11 protein-coding genes and 2 pseudogenes are annotated in these 20504 nt (G+C 67.2%); 11 read left to right on the top strand and 2 right to left on the bottom strand.

What is annotated here, in order from left to right; translation table 11 throughout:
* Nucleotides 1–76 precede the first annotated feature (76 nt).
* The 5 genes and pseudogenes from OG507_RS11315 to OG507_RS11295 all read left to right on the top strand — a co-directional run bounded on the left by OG507_RS11315 (nt 77) and on the right by OG507_RS11295 (nt 13382).
* Nucleotides 77–733 carry a TetR/AcrR family transcriptional regulator gene (locus OG507_RS11315; RefSeq protein WP_442811096.1) on the top strand — a complete coding sequence of 219 codons (657 nt, stop codon included), beginning with the start codon at nt 77–79 and terminating at the stop codon, nt 731–733.
* A gap of 203 nt (nt 734–936) precedes the next feature.
* Complete coding sequence (locus tag OG507_RS11310; protein ID WP_327367049.1) at nt 937–1977, top strand: endonuclease/exonuclease/phosphatase family protein; 1041 nt, start codon at nt 937–939, stop codon at nt 1975–1977.
* Nucleotides 1978–2538: 561 nt separating this feature from the next.
* Nucleotides 2539–6171, top strand: a pseudogene (locus tag OG507_RS11305) (LamG-like jellyroll fold domain-containing protein).
* Nucleotides 6172–6368: 197 nt separating this feature from the next.
* The gene (locus OG507_RS11300) at nt 6369–12920 is read left to right on the top strand and encodes an RHS repeat domain-containing protein (RefSeq protein WP_327367047.1); all 6552 of its coding nucleotides are present in this window, start codon (nt 6369–6371) and stop codon (nt 12918–12920) included.
* A 192-nt stretch (nt 12921–13112) separates the two neighbouring features.
* Nucleotides 13113–13382, top strand: a complete 270-nt coding sequence (locus OG507_RS11295; RefSeq protein WP_327367046.1) for a hypothetical protein — start codon at nt 13113–13115, stop codon at nt 13380–13382.
* A 30-nt stretch (nt 13383–13412) separates the two neighbouring features.
* On the opposite strand, the pseudogene OG507_RS11290 reads toward OG507_RS11295, so the two are convergent.
* Nucleotides 13413–13894 (bottom strand): annotated as a pseudogene (locus tag OG507_RS11290) (mechanosensitive ion channel domain-containing protein); the annotation flags it as partial.
* Between the two features lie 148 nt (nt 13895–14042).
* Here OG507_RS11290 and OG507_RS11285 point away from each other — a divergent pair.
* From OG507_RS11285 to OG507_RS11260, 6 genes are all read left to right on the top strand, one after another.
* The gene (locus tag OG507_RS11285) at nt 14043–14453 is read left to right on the top strand and encodes a hypothetical protein (protein WP_327367045.1); all 411 of its coding nucleotides are present in this window, start codon (nt 14043–14045) and stop codon (nt 14451–14453) included.
* Nucleotides 14454–14658: 205 nt separating this feature from the next.
* Nucleotides 14659–15876 carry an IS110 family transposase gene (locus tag OG507_RS11280; protein ID WP_327367044.1) on the top strand — a complete coding sequence of 406 codons (1218 nt, stop codon included), beginning with the start codon at nt 14659–14661 and terminating at the stop codon, nt 15874–15876.
* A 102-nt stretch (nt 15877–15978) separates the two neighbouring features.
* Complete coding sequence (locus OG507_RS11275; RefSeq protein ID WP_327367043.1) at nt 15979–16398, top strand: hypothetical protein; 420 nt, start codon at nt 15979–15981, stop codon at nt 16396–16398.
* A 62-nt stretch (nt 16399–16460) separates the two neighbouring features.
* Entirely contained in the window at nt 16461–16853 is a 393-nt protein-coding gene (locus OG507_RS11270) for a hypothetical protein (protein ID WP_442810961.1), read from the top strand.
* Nucleotides 16846–17121 carry a hypothetical protein gene (locus OG507_RS11265; RefSeq protein ID WP_327367042.1) on the top strand — a complete coding sequence of 92 codons (276 nt, stop codon included), beginning with the start codon at nt 16846–16848 and terminating at the stop codon, nt 17119–17121. The genes OG507_RS11270 and OG507_RS11265 overlap by 8 nt, the downstream gene beginning before the upstream one ends.
* A 194-nt stretch (nt 17122–17315) precedes the next feature.
* Nucleotides 17316–18545 carry an MFS transporter gene (locus OG507_RS11260; protein WP_327367041.1) on the top strand — a complete coding sequence of 410 codons (1230 nt, stop codon included), beginning with the start codon at nt 17316–17318 and terminating at the stop codon, nt 18543–18545.
* Between the two features lie 99 nt (nt 18546–18644).
* Here OG507_RS11260 and OG507_RS11255 read toward each other — a convergent pair whose 3' ends face one another.
* Nucleotides 18645–20399 (bottom strand): NAD+ synthase, encoded by a 1755-nt coding sequence (locus tag OG507_RS11255; RefSeq protein WP_327367040.1) that lies wholly within the window; start codon nt 20397–20399, stop codon nt 18645–18647.
* Nucleotides 20400–20504: the final 105 nt, after the last annotated feature.

Below are 20504 nucleotides of genomic sequence, written 5' to 3'. Positions count from 1 at the left end.
AATCCGGGGGGCGACTCACAGAGGCACCGCAACTGTCGGCGAGAATCGAAGCGGCGAACGGTGCGGCGAGAGGTGGATTCAGGTGCAGGCAGAGGCAGAGGTGCCGGGCGGCGGCGGTCCGGTCCGGGAGGATCCGGAACCGCGAAGGGGCCGGCCACGCAGCGCGGCGGCCGAGCGGGCGATCCTGAACGCCGTCGTCGAACTGCTGGAGGCCGGTGAGCCCCTCGCAGGCCTGTCCATCGAACGGATAGCCCGTACCGCGGGCGTCGGCAAGGCGACCATCTACCGGCGGTGGAGCGGCAAGGAAGAGCTCTTCGTCGACGTCCTGCGCGACATCGAACCCCCGGAAGCCACCGTCTCCGGCACCGCCGGACTCGCCGACCTGCGGCTGCTGCTGGAGTCACTGCGCAGGCGCGGCCTCGCCCAGCGCTCCTCCGTCCTCCTCCACAACGTCTTCGCGCAGATGAAGAGCCACCCCAAGCTGTGGTCCGAGTACCACTGCACCGTCATAGCGCCGCGCCGCGCCGCCATGCTGGCCGCCGTGCAGCGGGCGGTGGACGCGGGCGAACTCCGCGGGGACCTGGACGTGGAGCTGATGGACGACCTGTTCCTGGGCCCCATGCTCGTACGCACCATTCACCGGCCCGACGCGCCGCTTCCCGAGGATCTCGCCGACAGCATCATCAGGGTCCTGACCGAGGGCCTCGCCCCCCGCCCCGCCACGGACGGCTGACGCGAGCCGTAACCGCACCGAGCCGCCCGAATATGTGATCGTTCTGTCACAAGCCCCCACAGAACTCTCCCGGCCGGAACCCATCGCGTCCCGCCTTTCGTCCTCGTGGCAGTACGGCCGTCGTGGACGGCAGGAAACACGCCGCCCATCGCCTAGGGTCGAGGGCGCGGCGACATGCACGGCAAGGCAGTGAGGACAGCGCGATGGTGCAGGCGTACGGAGCGGACACCGGGAACGACCGTGCGGAGCCGCAGCGCACCGGGGCCGGATCCCGCTTCCGGGGCCTGCGCGACAGATGGGCCCGCTGGACAGACGACAGGGGCATCTGGCGACGCGGAATCGTGCTCGCCGTCTGCGCGGTCCTGCTCACGCTCGTGATGGTCTTCCACGCCGAGATCCCGAACACCATCGGCAACCTGGGCAGCCTCACCGAGACGTTCCTGCCGTGGATCGGCGTGTTCATCCCGCTGCTGCTGGTCCTGGGCCTGGTGCGCCGCTCGGCGACCGCGCTGATCGCCCTGCTGCTGCCGGTCGCGGTCTGGCTCAATCTCTTCGGCGGGCTGCTGCTCTCCGACAAGTCGGGCAGCGGCGGCGACCTCACGGTGGCCACCCACAACGTCAACGCCGACAACCCCGATCCCGCGGGTACCGCCGGGCAGGTCGCGGGCTCCGGCGCCGACATCATCGCCCTGCAGGAACTGCCCGGCGACCAGGTCCCGGCGTACGAGGCGGCGCTCGCCGACCGCTTCCCGTACCACTCGGTCCAGGGGACCGTCGGGCTGTGGAGCAAGTACCCGATGAGCGGCACCCGGCCGGTCGACATCAAGATGGGCTGGACCCGGGCCATGCGTTCCACGGTGACGACGCCCAAGGGCGAGGTCGCCGTCTATGTGGCCCATCTGCCGTCCGTACGGGTCAAGCTGCACGCCGGATTCACCGCCAACCAGCGCGACAACAGCGCGGACGCACTCGGCGAGGCCATCGCCGACGAACGGCTCGGCAAGGTGATCCTGCTCGGCGACCTCAACGGCACGATGAACGACCGCTCGCTCAACGAGGTCACCTCCCAGATGAGGTCCACCCAGGGCGCGGCGGGCAACGGCTTCGGCTTCAGCTGGCCGGCCTCGTTCCCGATGGCCCGGATCGACCAGATCATGGTGAAGGGCGTCGAACCACTGTCGTCCTGGACGCTTCCGGCCACGGACAGCGACCACCTCCCGATCGCCGCCCGCGTCGAACTCTGACCGGTGGACGGCAGGCGACCAGCGGACTTGGGGCGTCTCCGGGATCAGACCATGTGGTATGTCGCCGGTGATGCGTCCAGAGCACCGCACGGACTGTGCGGGCTGCCTACCGCACGACGTAACGTCTATATGTAGCGAGTGGGGTGGATTGCGGCGTTTGGCGGCGGGTACCTCACTCCCACGGGTATGTGATTTACATCACTTGAGTGCTGGCGTGGAGAAGGGCTAACTGGCTGCATCCAAACCGGTTGGCCCTGTTCCGCTTGCTGCCGGAGAGTCGGTGGAATTGGGCACCTTGGTCATGTGGCCGCGCTCGGCCGACGCCGGAGGGGTGCTTACGCATGGTAAAGGGTGGCTCGCTTTGAGAGCTGAGGCCATTCCAGGCATGCGGGTCAATTCCCCGGTTCAAGGCCCTTCTTGACTGTGTATTCATGGGATGTCCCTGTTGACGCTCAGGGTTGAGGTGGCGTTGACTCCGTCTCTGCTTGTAATGGCCGTGTGACTCTGGGGTGGGGACTTGTGGAGTTCGGTGCAGGATTTCGGCATGCCCGAAGACGGCGTATGGGCGGCCTGGCAATGGCCGCCGCATTGTCGCTGCTTGTGTTGCCGGTGCCGGAGAGCCACGCGGTCACCGCTGCGATGGACTCCGCTGATCTGAGCGAAGGCGGCCGGGCCCTGGCGGAGGCGAAGGCCTCGGGCAGCCGTGTGGAGGTGCTCGGGGAGCGTTCGGAGCGAACGACGGTGTTCGCGAATCCCGATGGATTCACGTTCACCCTTGAGTAGTCCGTCGTTCCCGTCAGAGTGGCCAAGGGCGAGGGCGACTGGCAGGCGCCGGATGCCACACTGGAGCGTCGCCCGGATGGGTCCGTCGGTCCGAAGGCTGCCGCAGTGGACATGGTGTTCTCCGGTGGCGGTGACGACTCGCTTGTGAAGCTGTCCGAGCGGGGGCGGTCCCTTGAGCTGGCCTGGCCGACGAAACTTCCCGCGCCTCGGATCGACGGCCCGAGCGCGGTCTACGGCGATGTGCTGCCAGACGTGGACCTGATGGTCACGGCGACAGCCGAGAGCTTCCAGCAGGTGCTGGTGGTCAGGACACCCGAGGCAGCCTCGGCCCCGGAGCTGAAGAAGCTGTCGTTCGGGCTGAAGACGAGAGGACTTGAGGTCCGCACGGGTGCTGCCGGGAATCTCGCCGCGGTGGACGAAAACGGACAGACGGTCTTCCGTGCGCCGCCAGCCCGGATGTGGGACTCGGCGGGCGCGGCGGCCACCGAGCAGCCCGAATCGCTGAAGAGTGGCGCCGTACCGACGGCTGTCGTCGAGGGGTTGAGCAGGAACAGCGACGTGTCGGAGACGGGCGCTTCGGGTTCAGGACTTGAGCCGGGGCAGGGCGACAACATTGCTCGGATCGATGTACAGGTGGCCGATGACGCGTTGGCGGTAGTGCCGGACGCGGAGATGCTGGCGAAGACGGACGAGACGGCGTTTCCGCTGTTCATCGATCCGACGGTGACGTGGGGGGAGTCGGAGCGGACCCTGCTGCGGTCGGACGGGTATGAGTCCTATGGGTGGGGCAACGATGACGACGGCAAGGGCAAGGGCGTCGGTAAGTGCGGTACCTGGAACGGGTATTACTGCGGGCCGGGGTACGTGCAGCGGCTGTATTTCGAGTTCTCCCCGGCGAGTCTGAAGGGCAAGCAGGTGCTGGACGTGACGTTCCGGGTGACGGAGCCGTGGGCGTTCCAGTGCGATCCGCGGTGGGTGGACCTGGTCCGTACGAACAACATCTCGTCGTCCACCACGTGGTCGTCCAGGCCGAAGGATCTGGACCTGATGGTGGACCGGAATGTGTCCGCCGGTCGGGGATCGCTGTGTGATCCGGATTCGCCTGACGCGCCCATCGAGTTCAGGGACAGCGCGGACGAGACGAATGAGAATCTGACGCCGACGGTCCGTGATTTCGCCGCGGGTAAGTTCTCGCGGCTGACGTTGATGCTCAAGGCTCATGACGAGGGTGACACCGCGGCGTGGAAGCGGTTCAAGAACGATGCGGTCCTCTCAGTGAAGTACGTTGCCCTTCCAGCACTGCCTATCGAGGTTGGTCTGGTCGCGGGATCGGGCTATGTCTGCTCGACGAACTCCGCGGCCCCGACTGTGGTGAGTGATCCGACGCCGCTCGTCACGGGGGAGCCGAAGACGGCCACGGGCGGTGAGTCGGGAGCCAACCTGCGGATTCGTTGGCGGACGGACAAGTGGGACGGCTCGGCGTGGGTGACGGCGCATACGGATCTCGACGGCCCCACTTCCGGCTATGTGGGCAATCTGGTTAAACAGTCCAGAAGCCTGCCGATGCTGCAAGAGGGCGTGCAGTACCGGTTGAAGGCGCTGACGATGTCGTACTACGAGGACGGCTCGAACCGGCTCAACACCGGCTACACCACACCGTGCTACTTCAAGGTCGACCCGACTGCACCCAAGGCGCCGCAAATTACTATCAACACCACGTACAGCGAGTGCTGGCCCAACGCCTGCATTCCAGGCGGCGGCCCTGGCGTTGCCGGTAAGTTCACCTTCGCTCCGGCCACCGGTGACACCAACAACGTCGCCTATCAGTACCGGCTGAGTCTTACCGATGCGTGGCAGCCTGCTGGCTCCGGCTCGACAGTGACGCGTGACATCACGCCTGAGCGGTCCGGAACGCACCGGTTGTACGTGCAGGCCAAGGACAACGTGGGCCGATGGGGCGCCGAAAATGTGGTGGACTTCCTGGTCGCGGCGGGTGAGGGCCCGGTGGGCCGCTGACACTTCGACGAGGCCAACGGTGTGGCCGTCGACTCGGCCACAGCCGGTGGCGCCGAGCGCCATGACGCGACACTCGGTGCCGGCGCGATTCGTGACGACCGTGGACGCCGCGGGCTGATCACCCACGATGCCCAGGGGCAGCCGTTGGCGGAACCGGTGACTGACATGGGGCTTTCGCTGGATGGCACGGGTGCGTATGCCGCGACCGATGGACCGGTTCTGGAGACCCGTTCCGCCTACACGGTCTCGGCGTGGGCGCGGCTGAACAGCAAGGCGCAGGACGCGATTGTGCTGTCTCAGGACGGTGCCAATTACAGTGCGTTCGTCCTGTGGTACGAAACGGCGTACGACAGCTGGGTGTTCGGCGTCAAGGAGAAGGACGAGGACACCGGGACGGCGTATTACGGCGTGCGAGGCAGGGTTCCCGCCTCGGTGGGGGCGTGGACGCATCTGGCGGGCAGTTACGATCCGGCCACTCAGGAGCTGCGCCTCTATGTGAATGGTGTGCTGCAGGGCACGCAGTCGGTGCCAGGGTCGTGGCCCTCGACCGGGTCGTTCAACATAGGCCGGTATCTGTGGGCGGGGCAGCGGTACTGGCCCTTCAACGGCTCGATCGACGAGGTTGCCGCCTGGCAGCGGAAGCTGAGCGACGCGGAGATTGCCGAGGATGCGAGGCTGCTGACGGCTACCGGCTATGCGGCCACGGAACTCGTCGCGGACTGGCTGCCGTCGTTCGGCAGCGGTTCCACGATCGGTGACACGACCTCCGGTTACGGGCATGACCTGACGCTGACCGGTGGGGCATCGCTGGATGGTGAGGAACTGGTTCTCGATGGTGTGGACGATGCGGCCACGGCGGCGGCCCCGTTGGTGGACGACACGGGTTCGTTCACGGTGACCACCTTGGTGTCGCTGGACGAGGCGAAGCTTGCCGCGAAGCCGGTGGGATACGTCGGACAGGTTCTTGGTCAGAGGACGGTCGACGGTTCCGCATGGGGGCTGTGGTTCGAGGTCACGGACCATAAAACTGTGCTGGACGAGGAGACTCTTGAGGAGAGGCTCGTGCCGGTTGGGTTCTGGCGCTTCGGGCGGCTGAACGTGGACGGCACGTCAACCTCGGTGGTGTCGGACGAGGAAGCGGCGATCGACTCACCCGTGCGTCTGACCGGCATCTTCGACGCCCAGGACGCGACGGTTTCGCTTCGGGTGGGCTACGTACTCAACGGCGAGCCGAAGACGTTCACGGCAAAGGCCGGCTTGGGCCAGTTCGCCATCGGCAAGGGGTTCAACGGCGGGACGTGGAAGTACTTCCTGCCCAGCCGCATCGCCGAAGTCCGAGTCTGGGCCGGAGCGATAGCGAGTCAGGAACAGGCCGAGGACCTGACGGGCGATTAGCGGGAGGCCGGGACGGCACGACGATGCCGTGCCGTCCCGGCCCGGCTCCCGGCGGCCATTCCTTGAGGAAATGCCGCGTTGACCGACCTCTTCTCAGACATGACTCTCTCGGGTGGGGACAGACGATCATGGCGCTTGGCATAGGCACGTCACGTAGGTGGCTGAGGGTAGTTCGACGCCCGGAGAGCCGTCTTCTGATGGCCTCCCTGGCCCTGGCACTGGCGGTGCCCCTGGGCCTGACTCCGGTGGCCGTGGCACAGTCGGGCGGCCTGGGACGTCCGGACCTGCCCGAGCAGAGAGTCAGCAAGGTCGACAAGGTCACCGGCCTGGGTGCGAAGGCGGCCCGAGCCCGCGTGACCAGGGATCGCGAGGCCAACGCCGCGCAGGCGAAGAGGGCCAGGAAAGAACAACGGGTCACCTGGCCCGGTCCCGGCACCGCGAAGGTCACGCTCGAACCCGCCGACCAGGCCGAGGCGAAGCCCGGCGGCCTCCCGCTGACAGTCGTCCCTTCCCGCGCGAAGGGCAGTGCCCCGGGTATCACCGACGTCAAGGTGACCACTCTGGACCGGAAGACCACTGGCAGGCTCGGGATCACGGGTGTGGTCCTCACCGCCGAAGCGGACCGACAGGGCCGGGCCGAAGTGAGCGTCGATTACAGCTCCTTCGCCTCCGCGGTCGGCGGCGGTTGGTCAGGGAGGCTGCGCCTGGTGCAGCTGCCGGACTGTGCGCTGACCACGCCGGAGAAGCAGAAGTGCCGTACGCAGACCCCGCTAGATTCGCAGAACAACGTGAAGAAGCGCACGGTCACCGCTCAGATCCTCCTCACCGGGAGTTCTGCCAAGACTGCGGTACAGCCCGACCAGGCCGCCGCAGGCACGCAGGTTCTCGCGCTCACAGCGACGGCGGCTGGCGCCGGTGAGTCCGCCAAGGGCAGCGGCGACTACAGCGCCACCGGACTGTCGGAGTCCTCCTCGTGGCAGGCGGGCGCGAGTTCAGGTTCCTTTAGCTGGTCCTACGGATTCACTCTGCCGCCCGCAGCCGCCGGCCCCACTCCGTCCTTGGCACTCTCCTACGACACGGGGGGCATTGACGGGCGAACGGCGACGACGAACAACCAGGGCACCTCGGTCGGTGAAGGCTTCTCGATGACCGAGTCGTACGTCGAGCGCAGTTACGGCAGTTGTGACGACGACGGGCACGACGATGTCTTCGAGCAGTGCTGGAAGTACGACAACGCACGGTTGGTGCTGAACGGCATCGCGTCCCGCCTGGTCAAGGACGACGCGTCCGGCAAGTGGAGGCTCGAAGGAGATGACGCCTCACAGGTCACACGGTCAACAGGCGCGGACAACGAGGACGACGACGGTGAGCATTGGACCGTCGTCAAGGGAGACGGCACGAAGTACGTGTTCGGCCTCGACAAACTCGACCGCGAGAGTACCGAGCGCACCAACTCCACCTGGACTGTGCCCGTGTACGGTGACGACAGCGGGGAGCCCGGCTACGACAAGGGGAGCTCGTTCGAGAACCGTTCGGTCACACAGGCATGGCGGTGGAACCTGGATTACACGGTCGACACTTACGGCAATGCCGCGACGTACTGGTACTCCAAGGAAGCGAACTACTACCAGAAGAGCACAGCGACCAAGGCCGATACGCCCTATATCCGCGGCGGTTACCTGAAGGAGATCAAGTACGGACTGCGCGAGGGCGCACTGTTCACCGATGACGCGGATGCCAAGGTCACCCTCGACTACGCGGAGCGCTGCACCGCATCGGACTGCTCCAGCCTGAACAAGGACACCTCCGACAACTGGCCGGACGTGCCCTTCGACTCCATCTGCGCCGAGGACGCCGACGACTGCCGGGCGGAGGCCCCTTCGTTCTTCTCTCGCAAGCGGCTGACCGGGGTCAGTACCTTCTCCTGGTCGGCCGCTGCGAGTAAGTACGAGCCGGTGGACTCCTGGGATTTCACCCAGCAGTACCTGGATGGCGGGGACATCGGGGACACATCCGATCAGGTCCTGACCCTGAAGTCGATCAAGCGCACTGGCCTGACCGGCGCCGCCATCGCGCTCGATCCCGTGTCCTTCACGTACCAGATGCGGCCGAACCGGGTGGATGCCACCGACGACATCCTGCCCCTGACCAGGCCACGTATATCGAGCATCACCTCCGAGACCGGCGCGATCACTACGGTGACGCTGTCGAGCCCCGAATGCGCGCGCAGCGAGGTCATCGGGGCGGATCAGGACTCCAACACCCGCTCCTGCTACCCGCAGTACTGGAACATCAACGGCGCCTCGGAGGCGTCGGTCGACTGGTTCCAGAAGTACCGGGTCCTGGCCGTCACCGTCTCCGATCCCGCGGGTCAGAACGACACGGTGGAGAACGAGTACGCGTACAGCGGTGCCGCCTGGCATTACAGCGACGAGCCGTTCACGCCCAAGGACGAGCGGACCTGGTCCGACTGGCGCGGCTACCGTCAGGTCACCGTCTACAGCGGGGCGAGGGATACCACGCGCTCCAAGACGGTTCCCGTGTACCTGCAAGGCATGGACGGGGACAAGAAGAAGGACGGCACCACCCGTGCCGCCACCGTCCCTGCCCTGACCACTCCGGCGCTCGGCATCCCGGATCTCAAGGACACCGACCAGTACGCGGGCCAGCTGCGACAGAGCGTCACGTACGACGGTGCCGCTCCCATTTCGGCCACCATGAACATCCCGTGGTCGAAGGAGACCGCCCGCCAGACCGTACCGGGCGCGGGCGACCACGTGGCGCGCTACGTCCGTACTGCGGCGTCGACGAACTACACCTATCTCACCGTGCCGAAGACCTGGCGCTCCACGGGCACCGCCAGTTCCTTCGACGACTACGGCATGACCAAGGCCACCTCCGACTACGGAGACATGGCCAAGTCCGGTGACGAGACCTGCACGCGTTACTGGTACGCCCGAAACGACGCGGCCGGGCTGACCGGCCTCGTTTCCCGTACCCGCACGGTAGCGAAGACCTGCTCGGTCACCGAAGCCGCCCTCAGCCTTCCCACGAACAGTGATACCCGTGGTGACGTGCTGTCCGACACCGCCACGGTCTACGACACCGCTACCGTAACCGGCTGGACTCCGGACCAGAAGCCGGCCAAGGGGGCCATCAACTGGACAGGCCGCGCCACCGGGTACCCGGCCATGGAGAGCGGCGGTGAGCGCAATCCCACCGGCTGGCAGAGGATCGCCGCGACGACCTATGACACCCTCGGGCGGCCGAGGACCATCACCGACGTCCAGAACAACGTGTCCGACACCGCCTACACCCCCGCGGATTCGGGTCCGCTGACCAAGACGGTCCTCACCAATGCCAAGGGCCACACGGTTGTTGGCTTCCTTGATGCGCGCCGAGGACTTCCCGAGCGCACCTATGACGCCAACCTGTACAAGACGGAGCAGGCGTACGACGCACTGGGGCGGCTGACGGACGTCTGGGCACCCAACCGCATCCGTGGCAGCCAGAGCCCCAATTCCACTTTCACCTATCACCTGAACAGGACCAAACCGTCCTCGGTGGCGACATCGACCCTCAAGGCCGACGGCGAAACATACAACACCAGCTACACGGTGTACGACGCGCTGCTGAGACCCCTGCAGACCCAATCCCCGACCCCGCTCGGCGGTCAACTGCTGACTGACACCCGCTACGACAGCCGCGGCCTGGCGTACGAAACCTACGCCGACATCTTCGACAACACGACCACGCCGCAAGGCACCTACACCCGCGCAGAATACGGTGAGGCGCCCACGCAGAACGAGACGGTGTTCGATGGCGCCGGACGACCGACGACAAACACTCTCTACGTCTTCGGCGTCAAAAAGTGGTCCACCACCACGAGTTACACCGGGGATTCGACGGCCAACACCGCGGTGAACGGCGGAACCGCGACCCGCACCATCACCGACCCACGTGGACGCGCGGTGGAGACGCGTGAGTACGCCGGTCAGATGCCGGACGACGCGGGCTTCGGCAGCACACTCGGAGTCCCGTACACCTCCACCAGGACCGACTACACACCGGACGGCCTGCAGAGCCTGATTACCAGTGCCCAGGACGGAGCACAGTGGAGTTACACCTACGACCTCTTCGGCCGGCAGGTGAGCGTGGACGACCCGGACATGGGCCGGAGCTTCACCGAGTACGACAGCCTCGATCGGGCCGTGAAGGTGACGGATTCACGCGGCGAATCCATTCTGACCAGCTATGACCAGCTCGGCCGCGCCGACAGCACCTGGGCGGGCGAGAAGACCGACGCCAACCTGCTGACCAGCCGTGACTACGACACCATCGCGAAGGGACAGCTGAGCTCTTCCACCCGCTACGCCGGCGGCCTGAGCGGAGCGCGGTACACGAAGGCCGTCACCGCCTACGACAACCTCAACCGCGCCACCGGCACTCAGCTCAAACTCCCGGACACCGACCCGCTGGTGAAGGCCGGCGTGCCGACCACCCTGGACTTCTCCAGCTATTACCGCATCGACGGAACACTGCTGAGCAGCACCGAGCCCGCGGTCGGAGGGCTGGCCAAGGAGACTGTCGAGCGGCGTTACAACGGTCTCGGCCAGACGATTTCCGTCACCGGAACCACCGGCTACCTTCAGGATGTCGACTACTCCGCCCTCGGCCAGGTGCAGCAACTGGCGCTGGGCACCGGCGGTATCGAGGCCAAGAGCGCCTACATCACGAACACTTACGAACAAGGAACAGGCCGGCTCACCCGGAGCCATGTCACGGACCAGACCCACCCATACATGCTCCAGGATCTCAACTACACGCAGGACGACGCCGGGAACATGACGTCGATCTTCGACGACGCCACCCTCGGCGGTACGGGCAAGGCCGACCACCAGTGCTTTGCCTACGACGCCCACCGGCGCCTCACCGAAGCCTGGACCCCGCAGACCGCGGACTGCGCCGACACCGGCCGCACCACGACCAACATCAGCGGCGCCGCGCCCTACTGGACCAGTTACACGTACACCGCCTCAGGGCAGCGCGACACCGAGACGACGCACGCCACTTCGGCGAACACGTCGACGGCCACCACCACGTACGAGTACGGCACCGCAACAGGACAGCCCCACCCTCTGACCAAGACGACCGGCGCGAAGAGCAGTACCTACAGCTACGACGAGACCGGCCATACCACCACGCGACCCGGCATCCAGGCCACCCAGACCCTGGTTTGGGACAGCGAGGGCAAGCTCACCAAAACGACTGAACCCGCGGTCGGATCGAAGTCGGCTCTCGACACCGGCTACCTTTACGACGCCGACGGCGAACTCCTGGTCCGCAGGGCAGCTGGTGACGGTGACACGGTCCTCTACCTGGGTTCGACGGAGGTGCGCCTCACGACCAAGGGGGCGACCAAGGTCGTTTCCGGTACCCGCTACTACAGTGCCGTCGGCCAGACCCTCGCTGTCCGAACAGCTACTGCCGGAACCGCAGGTACCAAACTCAACTTCCTCGCGGCCGACCACCACGGCACATCCAGCCTCGCCATCGAGGCCGGCACACAGGCGGTGACGAAGCGCTACAGCACTCCCTTCGGGGCACCCAGGGGCGACGAGCCGACGACTGACTGGCCCGATGACAAGGCGTTTCTCGGTAAGCCCTCTGACGTCACCACGGGGCTCACACACATCGGCGCCCGGGAGTACGACACCGGAATCGGTCAGTTCATCAGCGTCGACCCGGTCCTGAGCATCGAACAGCACCAGTCGCTCAACGGCTATACCTACGCCAACCAGAACCCCGCCACGAACAGCGACCCGACGGGCCTCGCGTGCTACGGCGGCAACCACTCCGCCAGCTGCAATCCGAACGGTCAGGGCGGCGATCTTCCGGGAAGCGACAACTGCTATGGCGGCAATCACTCGGCCAGCTGCAACCCCAACGGACAGGGAGGCGCCCTCCCTGGCAGTACACACAGCGACAGGGGCAGCGGAAGCGGCCGGTCGGGCGGCACAGCGCGGCTGGGCGGGACCCCTGCCAGCAGCAGTACCCCACCGCTCCTGCTCGGCCCTGCACCCGATACCGCCCTGCAGTGCTACCAGACCTCTGCATGCACGACGAACTCGGACCTTGGCCCCCTCTACCGGAAGCTCGCCGAAATGTTCAAGGTGGCACAGGCGCGGCACGAGCTGGAAGCGCAGTGCGACAAGCACCCGGGGACGAAGCAGTGCATCGACCTCGCATTCGAGGGACAAAACTGGGAGGACATGTTCACGGACGAGAACGGCGTTTTCAACGGGTGCACGTCCTACGGGCATCAAGCCACGCGCTGCGGAGACAAGGGAAATCTGTCCGGCGAAATCGGACCGCCCTGGCTGGGCAAATCCGTAGGGGTCGCGGAGCACGGATTCGGCGGAGCCGCTTACTGCTTCGTGATCTGCGTCGGGGTGACACAGGCCGGCGACGGGCACGGCTATCTCAACATTGGTGCGGTCGGATTTGGAGGCAGGGCCGTCTCCGGCGGGGCCGCGACGGCCAAGAGCGGCGATCAGTCCTGGTTCAGCGTGCAGGGCTGTGCGAGCTTGGGGCCCGGTGCGTGCGGAACCATCGGGACCCGGTCGGATCCGAACGCACCGACGTGGTCCACGGAGCAATCCAGCACGGGTGATTACTGGTACGGGGGCTCCGCGGCTCCAGGAATAGGGTGGTTTGTCGGTTTGAACATAGCCATTCCGCTCTACTAGAAACTCCACCGGAAAGGAAAAGCGCTGTTCCGTGCTCCATTCGTTTCATCAGGCCACCGACGGCTTCCTCACGCAGAGTTCATGTGCCGGTGAGGGGAAGCCGTCGGCGTACTCGGTATCTGCTGCTATCTTTGGCTGTGGAAGTGGTCGGGTGGCGGCGTGCCCAGCGGTCGACATGGTAGGGGTCATCGAATGAAATTCTTCGGCATGATATCCGAATCGGCCGCGCGGTCACCCGCGCCTGCCTGGGTGATGTTCCCGATTGGTGTTCTCACGATTCTTGTCGGTGTCTTCGTCGCGACGAATTTTCGTGGAATTCCGAAGAAATGGCACGAGAGCTTCGGGGGGCGTGAGGACCGGGGCTTCTCGTCCTCCTATGCACAGCAGAGGCTGATCGGCGTCGTGCTGATCGCCGGGGGCGGCTGCGCACTCGTTGTCACGACGGTGCGTCTGTTCTCCTGATGCGTGGTCAGTGCCCCGGGAGGTCGAACGTCATTTCGGCAGGTTCGGCGGCGGGGTGACCGGGGTCGTGGCCAGGGACTGGGGGACGTCGTCGAGGCGTAGGCCGAGGGGGCGGCCGTCGGGTCGGCCGGGGAGGGCTCCTCCGGCTGGAGGGGGACGCCGCCGACGATGCGGATGCCCGCCTCGTCGAAGGACCGCTTGATCCGCCAGCGCAGCTCGCGCTCCACGCCCAGCGCCTTGCCCGGCATCGTCTTCGCGGTCACCCGGACCGTCATGGAGTCCAGCAGCACGGAGTCCAGGCCCAGGATCTCCACGGGGCCCCACAGACGCTCGTTCCAGGGGTCCTCCTTGGCCATCGCCGCCGCGGCCTCGGTGATCACCGCACGGACCGTGATGACCTCGCCGGAGGCGACGCCCGCGTCGACGGTGTCGCCGACGCCGTACTGGTCCTCCAGGATCATGAAGACACCGGAGAGGGAATCGGTGTCCAGATTGCGCGCACCGAAACCGAGCAGTGTCTATGGCGAGGACAGTGAGATCGTCAAAGAAGTCATGATGACTGATGTGACTGAAGCAACGTGAGGTGATCAAATTGCTGTACTAAAACTTGGGAGCGTCGCCGCTCAACTGCCGGGCCTGCTGCGCGATGCCTCTCTGGCCGTGGCGTACTACGAAAGCGGAGACGAGCACGGGCAAGCCCTGCTGGCCCGTGCCGAGGCGCTGCGTCTGGCCGGTACGTACCTCACCCAGGTCCGGCAATACGACATTGCGTATGAGGCCTTGCGCGGCGCCATCGCGGACGCCAAGTGGAGCGGGGACATGCTCGCGGCAGGCTCGGGCGTCGGCAGCATGTGCTGGCTGCTGATTCGGCAGGGCCGGTTGGACGAGGCGGAACGGATCGCTGCCGAGAGCATGGACGCGGTAGAGCCGAAGATCACCGGGGCTGAGCCGGACCAACTCGCGGTGTGGGGCGGTCTGGCGATGGAGGCCGCCGCCGCAGCCGCGCGGAACAACCCCGTTATCTTTTTCGCGGTCCTGCAACGGGGCCGCTGGCCTCCGGGCCCGGTATGACTGTTGCCCCCTGTCGAAGGCATGACCTGGGGGGTGGTGTCGCCGGGTCCGGGGGTGTTCGTCGGAGACGCTGATCAGAGGTCCGGCCACCGTCCGGTCCGGCGCAATGCCGGGCAGTTCGCGGGCGGCAGGTCTGCATAACGTGGATGCGCGAGCACGACACCCGAGCCGAGGCCGGCACCGTCAACACCCCTGGAAGGGTGCGATGTTCGAGATCGAAGACGTGGGCGTGTTCCTCGGCCTGGACGTCGGCAAGTCCGCTCACCACGGCCACGGACTCACCCCGGCCGGCAAGAAGGTCTTCGACAAGCCGCTGCCCAACAGCGAACCGAAGCTGCGGGCCGTGTTCGACAAACTTGCCGCGAAGTTCGGCACCGTCCTGGTCATCGTGGACCAGCCCGCCTCCATCGGTGCCCTCCCGCTGACCGTCGCCCGCGACGCCGGCTGCCGCGTCGCCTACCTGCCCGGCCTGGCCATGCGCCGGATCGCCGACCTCTACCCCGGCGAGGCCAAGACCGATGCCAAGGACGCCGCGGTGATCGCGGACGCGGCCCGCACCATGCCGCACACCCTGCGCTCGCTCGAACTCACCGACGAGATCACCGCCGAGCTCACCGTCCTCGTCGGCTTCGACCAGGACCTCGCCGCAGAGGCCACCCGCACCTCCAACCGGATACGCGGCCTGCTCACCCAGTTCCACCCCTCCCTGGAACGCGTCCTCGGGCCACGTCTGGACCACCAGGCTGTGACCTGGCTGCTGGAGCGCTACGGCTCCCCGTCCGCCCTGCGCAAAGCCGGCCGCCGCAGGCTCGTCGAACTGATCCGGCCCAAGGCCCCACGCATGGCCCAGCGGCTGATCGACGAGGTCTTCGACGCGCTCGACGAGCAAACCGTTGTGGTCCCGGGCGCCGGCACCCTCGACATCGTTATCCCCTCTCTCGCCGCGTCCCTGGCCGCCGTCCACACCCAACGCCGGGCAATGGAAGCCCAGATCAACGCCCTGCTGGAGGCCCACCCTCTTTCCCAGGTCCTGACCTCGATGCCCGGCGTCGGCGTCAGGACCGCCGCCGTCCTGCTGGTCACCGTCGGCGATGGCTCCAGCTTCCCCACCGCCGCCCACCTGGCCTCCTACGCCGGTCTCGCGCCCACGACAAAGCAGTCGGGCACCTCTATCCACGGCGAACACGCCCCCCGAGGCGGAAACCGGCAGCTCAAACGCGCCATGTTCCTCTCTGCCTTCGCCTGTATGAACGCCGACCCCGCCTCCCGCGCCTACTACGACAAGCAACGCGCCCGCGGCAAGACCCACACCCAAGCCCTCCTCCGCCTCGCCCGCCAACGCATCAGCGTCCTGTTCGCCATGCTCCGCGACGGCACCTTCTACGAGACTCGGGCGCCGAAAGACGTTGAGCTCGCCGCGTGACCCCAGCAACACCGAACTACCCCAAACCCACCACGGGCGCCTTGACGAAACACATAGAGGCACCCCCCGGACGAGGCCAAGGAGTACCGCAAGGCGGCGCGGGTGGCGGCAACCGCCGTCGGCACGGCGCACCGCAACATCTCTCGGTACTGGCACGTCTTCGGACCCGCCACCGTTGCCATGAAGGCACTCGAAGACTCCATGGTCATCGGGGACGCCCGTACGGTGCTGCGCAAGGCAGAGGAAGAGGAGGCGCTGTCACCGAAGGCGTGGAAGCGCTTGGGCATGCCCAGCCCGAACGACGGGAACCGCTTCACCCTCGACATCGCGCGGGCCCACACCCGCACCGGGGACCTGTCGGCGGCGATCGATGAACTGACCTGTGTCCGAGACATCGCCCCCGAGTGGCTGAGGCACCAGAACATGGCCGCCGAGACCATGCAGGAGATCTTGAGTAAGCGGAAGCGCACCTTGACGGGCGAGATGCGGGACCTGGCCGCCTACCTCAACGTTGTCGGATAGCCGCCACGCGGCGTAGTAGTTCGCAGACCCAGTGCTGCAAACTGCCCTGTTGCTTGCATGGAGTGACGACCAGTCAGTCATCTACGGTCGCCGTGTCCCGCGACGCGGACCGCATGCGGCGCAGGGAGCTGTACGACGCGGCAACGGGCGTCGCGGGGCCCCGCTTACTCCCGTGGACCACGCCGGACGGAAACCCCTGTCACCTGAGCACCGACGGCAGGGGGTACCTCTCCACACTCGCCGACAGCATTGAAGCGGTACAGCTCAGCATGGGGGAAAGACTGCTGGAGCACGCCCGAGAGGCCCTGGCTCCCAAAACGCGGGCGCTGTCGGCCACTGAGTATCGTTGGCTGGCCCGCTGGCTGACCGAAGCCCTGACGGACGCGCTCAGGGTCGCGGACTCGCGCGGAGCGCGCATCCCGGCCCCGCAGAAGGAGGCGACCGAGAATGCCTGACTCCGCGAACGCCACCACGTCGGTTCGCAACGCCGTCCGCAGGCGATACCGCTTTCGCGAATACCACGTGACCACCGCCGTAGACCCCATGGCGCTGTCCACCTTCGAGGCCGTCTGCGTCACCGGCGAAGACACGGCAGCACCCACGGATTCCCCGCACAATCACGGACACCAGCGGAACCTGAAACGCGCTGACCAGATACGCGCCCAGCAAAGACTCCAGATCCAGCCAAGGACTGGGCTGGGGTATTTTCCGGCCGGCTCCTGATCGCCGACCGCATCGCACTCCGGCGCAACAGCCCGTTCATCTACGGGCACAAAGCATCTGCGACAATTTGTTCCGGAAGCATACTTAACCTGCGTGGCAACGAAGCCGACGCACCCTCACCTTCTTCCGCTGCCGTCCCACCCATGGGTCCGGCTGCTGTACTCCCCGCCCCCACCCGTGAAAGGTTCTTCACCATGCCCCTGGCCCTGCTCGCACTCGCTGTGAGCGCCTTCGGCATCGGTACCACGGAGTTCGTGATGATGGGCCTGCTGCCCAATGTCGCGGACGACCTCGGCACCTCCGTACCCACCGCCGGCTACCTCGTCTCGGCGTACGCGCTCGGCGTCGTCATCGGGGCCCCGCTGCTCACCGCCGTCGGCTCCCGGGTCCCGCGCAAGCGGATGCTCCTGCTGCTGATGGCCCTCTTCACGGTCGGCAACCTCGCCTCCGCGTTCGCGCCCGGCTTCGGCTGGCTGCTCGCCGGGCGGTTCCTCGCCGGGCTGCCGCACGGGGCGTTCTTCGGCGTCGGCGCGGTCGTCGCCGCCCAGCTGGTCTCCGAGGGGCGCCGGGCCCGGGCGGTGGCGACCATGTTCCTCGGCCTCACCGTCGCCAACATCGTCGGCGTCCCGGCGGCCACCCTGCTCGGCCAGCACCTCGGCTGGCGGGCCACGTTCATGGTCGTCGCGGCGATCGGACTCTGCGCGATGGCGGCGCTCGCCCGGCTCGTACCGTACGTACCCGTCGACGCCCACCAGGGCCTGGGCCGCGAACTGCGCGCCCTCGGCAACCGGCAGGTGCTGCTCGGCCTGCTCACCGCCGTCCTCGGCTTCGCCGGGGTCTTCGCCGTCTACTCCTACCTCTCGGCCATGACGACCGAGGTGATGGGCTTCGGCGAGTCCTCGGTGACGCTGGTGCTCGCGCTCTTCGGCATCGGCATGACGCTGGGCGCCCTCGCTGCGGGCCCGCTCACGGACCGGGCGCTGCGCCCGACGCTGTACGGATCGCTCGGCGCGCTCGCCGTCGTCCTGGCCGTCTTTCCGTTCGCCGTGCATGTGCAGTGGGCGGCGCTGTTGATGGTGGTGCTGCTCGGCGGGATCGGCTTCATGACGACCACGCCGTTGCAGATGCTGGTCATGAACAAGGCCAAGGACGCCCCGACCCTGGCGTCCGCCTCCAACCACTCCGCGTTCAACCTCGCCAACGCGGGCGGCGCATGGCTGGGCGGCGCGGCGATCGCGGCGGGCTGGGGCTGGACGTCCCCGGCCCTGGTCGGCGCGGCCCTCGCGGTCGTGGGCCTGGCGGTGGCGGTCACAGCGGGTGTGCTGGACCGGGAGCGCGGGGGTGCGTCGCGGATCGTCGCGAGCGCGGATGCGGGTGCGGATGCGCGGACAGCGCGGAGTGAGGCCGGGGTGGACGCGCACTGACGCGGGGGCCGCGCACCCTCCGGGCGCGCTTGCCCTCAACCGCCGGACGGGCTTGTTTTCAAGCCTGTCCGGCGATCGGCCCCGCTCAATGCGCCCCGCTCACCGCGACTCGCGCCACCGGTTGGTGATCGGGAGGCGGCGGTCCTTGCCGAAGCCCTTCGGGGAGATCTTCGTGCCCGGCGGGTACTGCCGGCGCTTGTACTCCGCCGTGTCCACCATCCGCAGCGTCTTCGTCACCAGCGCCTCGTCGAATCCGGCCGCGACGATCTCGGCCAGGCCCTGGTCGCGGTCCACGTACAGCTCCAGGATCCGGTCCAGTACGTCGTAGTCGGGCAGCGAGTCCGTGTCGACCTGGCCCGGGCGCAGTTCGGCGCTGGGCGGCTTGGTGATGGAGGCCTCCGGGATCGGCGGGGTCTGCCCGCGCTCCTCGGCGGCGCGGTTGCGCCACTGCGCGAGGCGGAAGACCGACGTCTTGTAGACGTCCTTGATCGGGCCGTACGCCCCGACCGAGTCGCCGTACAGCGTGGAGTAGCCGACCGCCAGCTCGGACTTGTTGCCCGGCGCGAGGACGATCTGGCCCTCCTGGTTGGAGACGGCCATCAGCATCGTGCCGCGCAGCCGGGACTGCAGGTTCTCCTCGGCGAGGCCGGTGAGACCCAGCGAGCTCATGTACGCGTCGAACATCGGCTCGATCGGTACGGTGCGGAAGTTCAGCCCGGTACGGCGGGCCAGCTCGGCCGCGTCGCCCTTGGAGTGGTCCGAGGAGTACTTCGACGGCATCGAGATGCCGTACACGTTCTGCGCGCCCAGCGCGTCGCAGGCGATGGCCGCGACCAGCGCGGAGTCGATCCCGCCGGAGAGCCCGATCAGCACACTGCTGAACCCGTTCTTCGCGGCGTACGCGCGCAGCCCCACGACGAGTGCCGAGTACAGCTCCTCGTCGTCGTCGAGCCGCTCCGCGTACCCTCCGGTCAGCTCCGCCCCGTACGCCGGGAGGGGCTCCTCGGAGAGCACCACGCGGTCGATCCGCAGACCGTCGTTCACGACACCGGACGGCGCTTCGGCCGTGGCGGCCGGCAGATCCAGGTCGAGGACGACACAGCCCTCGGCGAACTGTGGGGCACGGGCGATCACATCGCCGTTGCGGTCGACGACGATCGAGTCGCCGTCGAAGACCAGCTCGTCCTGGCCGCCGATCATCGCCAGATACGCGGTGGTGCAGCCGGCCTCCTGGGCCCGCTTGCGGACCAGTTCCAGCCGGGTGTCGTCCTTGTCCCGCTCGTACGGTGAGGCGTTGATCGACAGCAGCAGCCCCGCGTCGGCGGCCCGCGCGGCGGGCACCCGGCCGCCGTCCTGCCAGAGGTCCTCGCAGATCGCGAGCGCCACATCGACGCCGTGGATCCGCACGACCGGCATCGAGTCGCCCGGCACGAAGTACCGGAACTCGTCGAAGACGCCGTAGTTGGGGAGGTGGTGCTTGGCGAAGCTCAGCGCGACCTGCCCGCGGTGCAGCACCGCGGCGGCGTTCTGCGGCGAGCCGGCGGGCTGCCCGTAGCGCGGCTGGGCCGTGTCGGAACGGTCGAGGTAACCGACGACGACCGGCAGCTCCCCGAGGCCCTCCGCGTCGAGACGGGCGGCGAGCGCACGCAGTGCCCGGCGCGAGGCCTCGACGAAGGACGGCCGCAGGGCCAGGTCCTCGACGGGGTAGCCGGTCAGCATCATCTCGGGGAACGCCACCAGATGGGCGCCCTGCTCGGCGGAATGCCGGGTCCAGTGGACGATCGCCTCGGCGTTGCCGGAGAGATCACCGACGGTCGAGTCGATCTGATTCAGTGCGAGGCGTAGTTGAGGCACGCGCCCAGTGTAATCGTCTGACTGACGCGATGTCCTGGCGGGCGTCCGGGATCACAGTTGCCCGTGTCACAGTCGCCCGCTCACGGCCGCCTGTTCGCGGTCGCC

Source organism: Streptomyces sp. NBC_01217 (assembly GCF_035994185.1).
Classification (GTDB): Bacteria; Actinomycetota; Actinomycetes; order Streptomycetales; family Streptomycetaceae; genus Streptomyces.
Note: the sequence above shows the minus strand (reverse complement) of the source record. Positions and strands in the feature narration are given on the sequence as shown.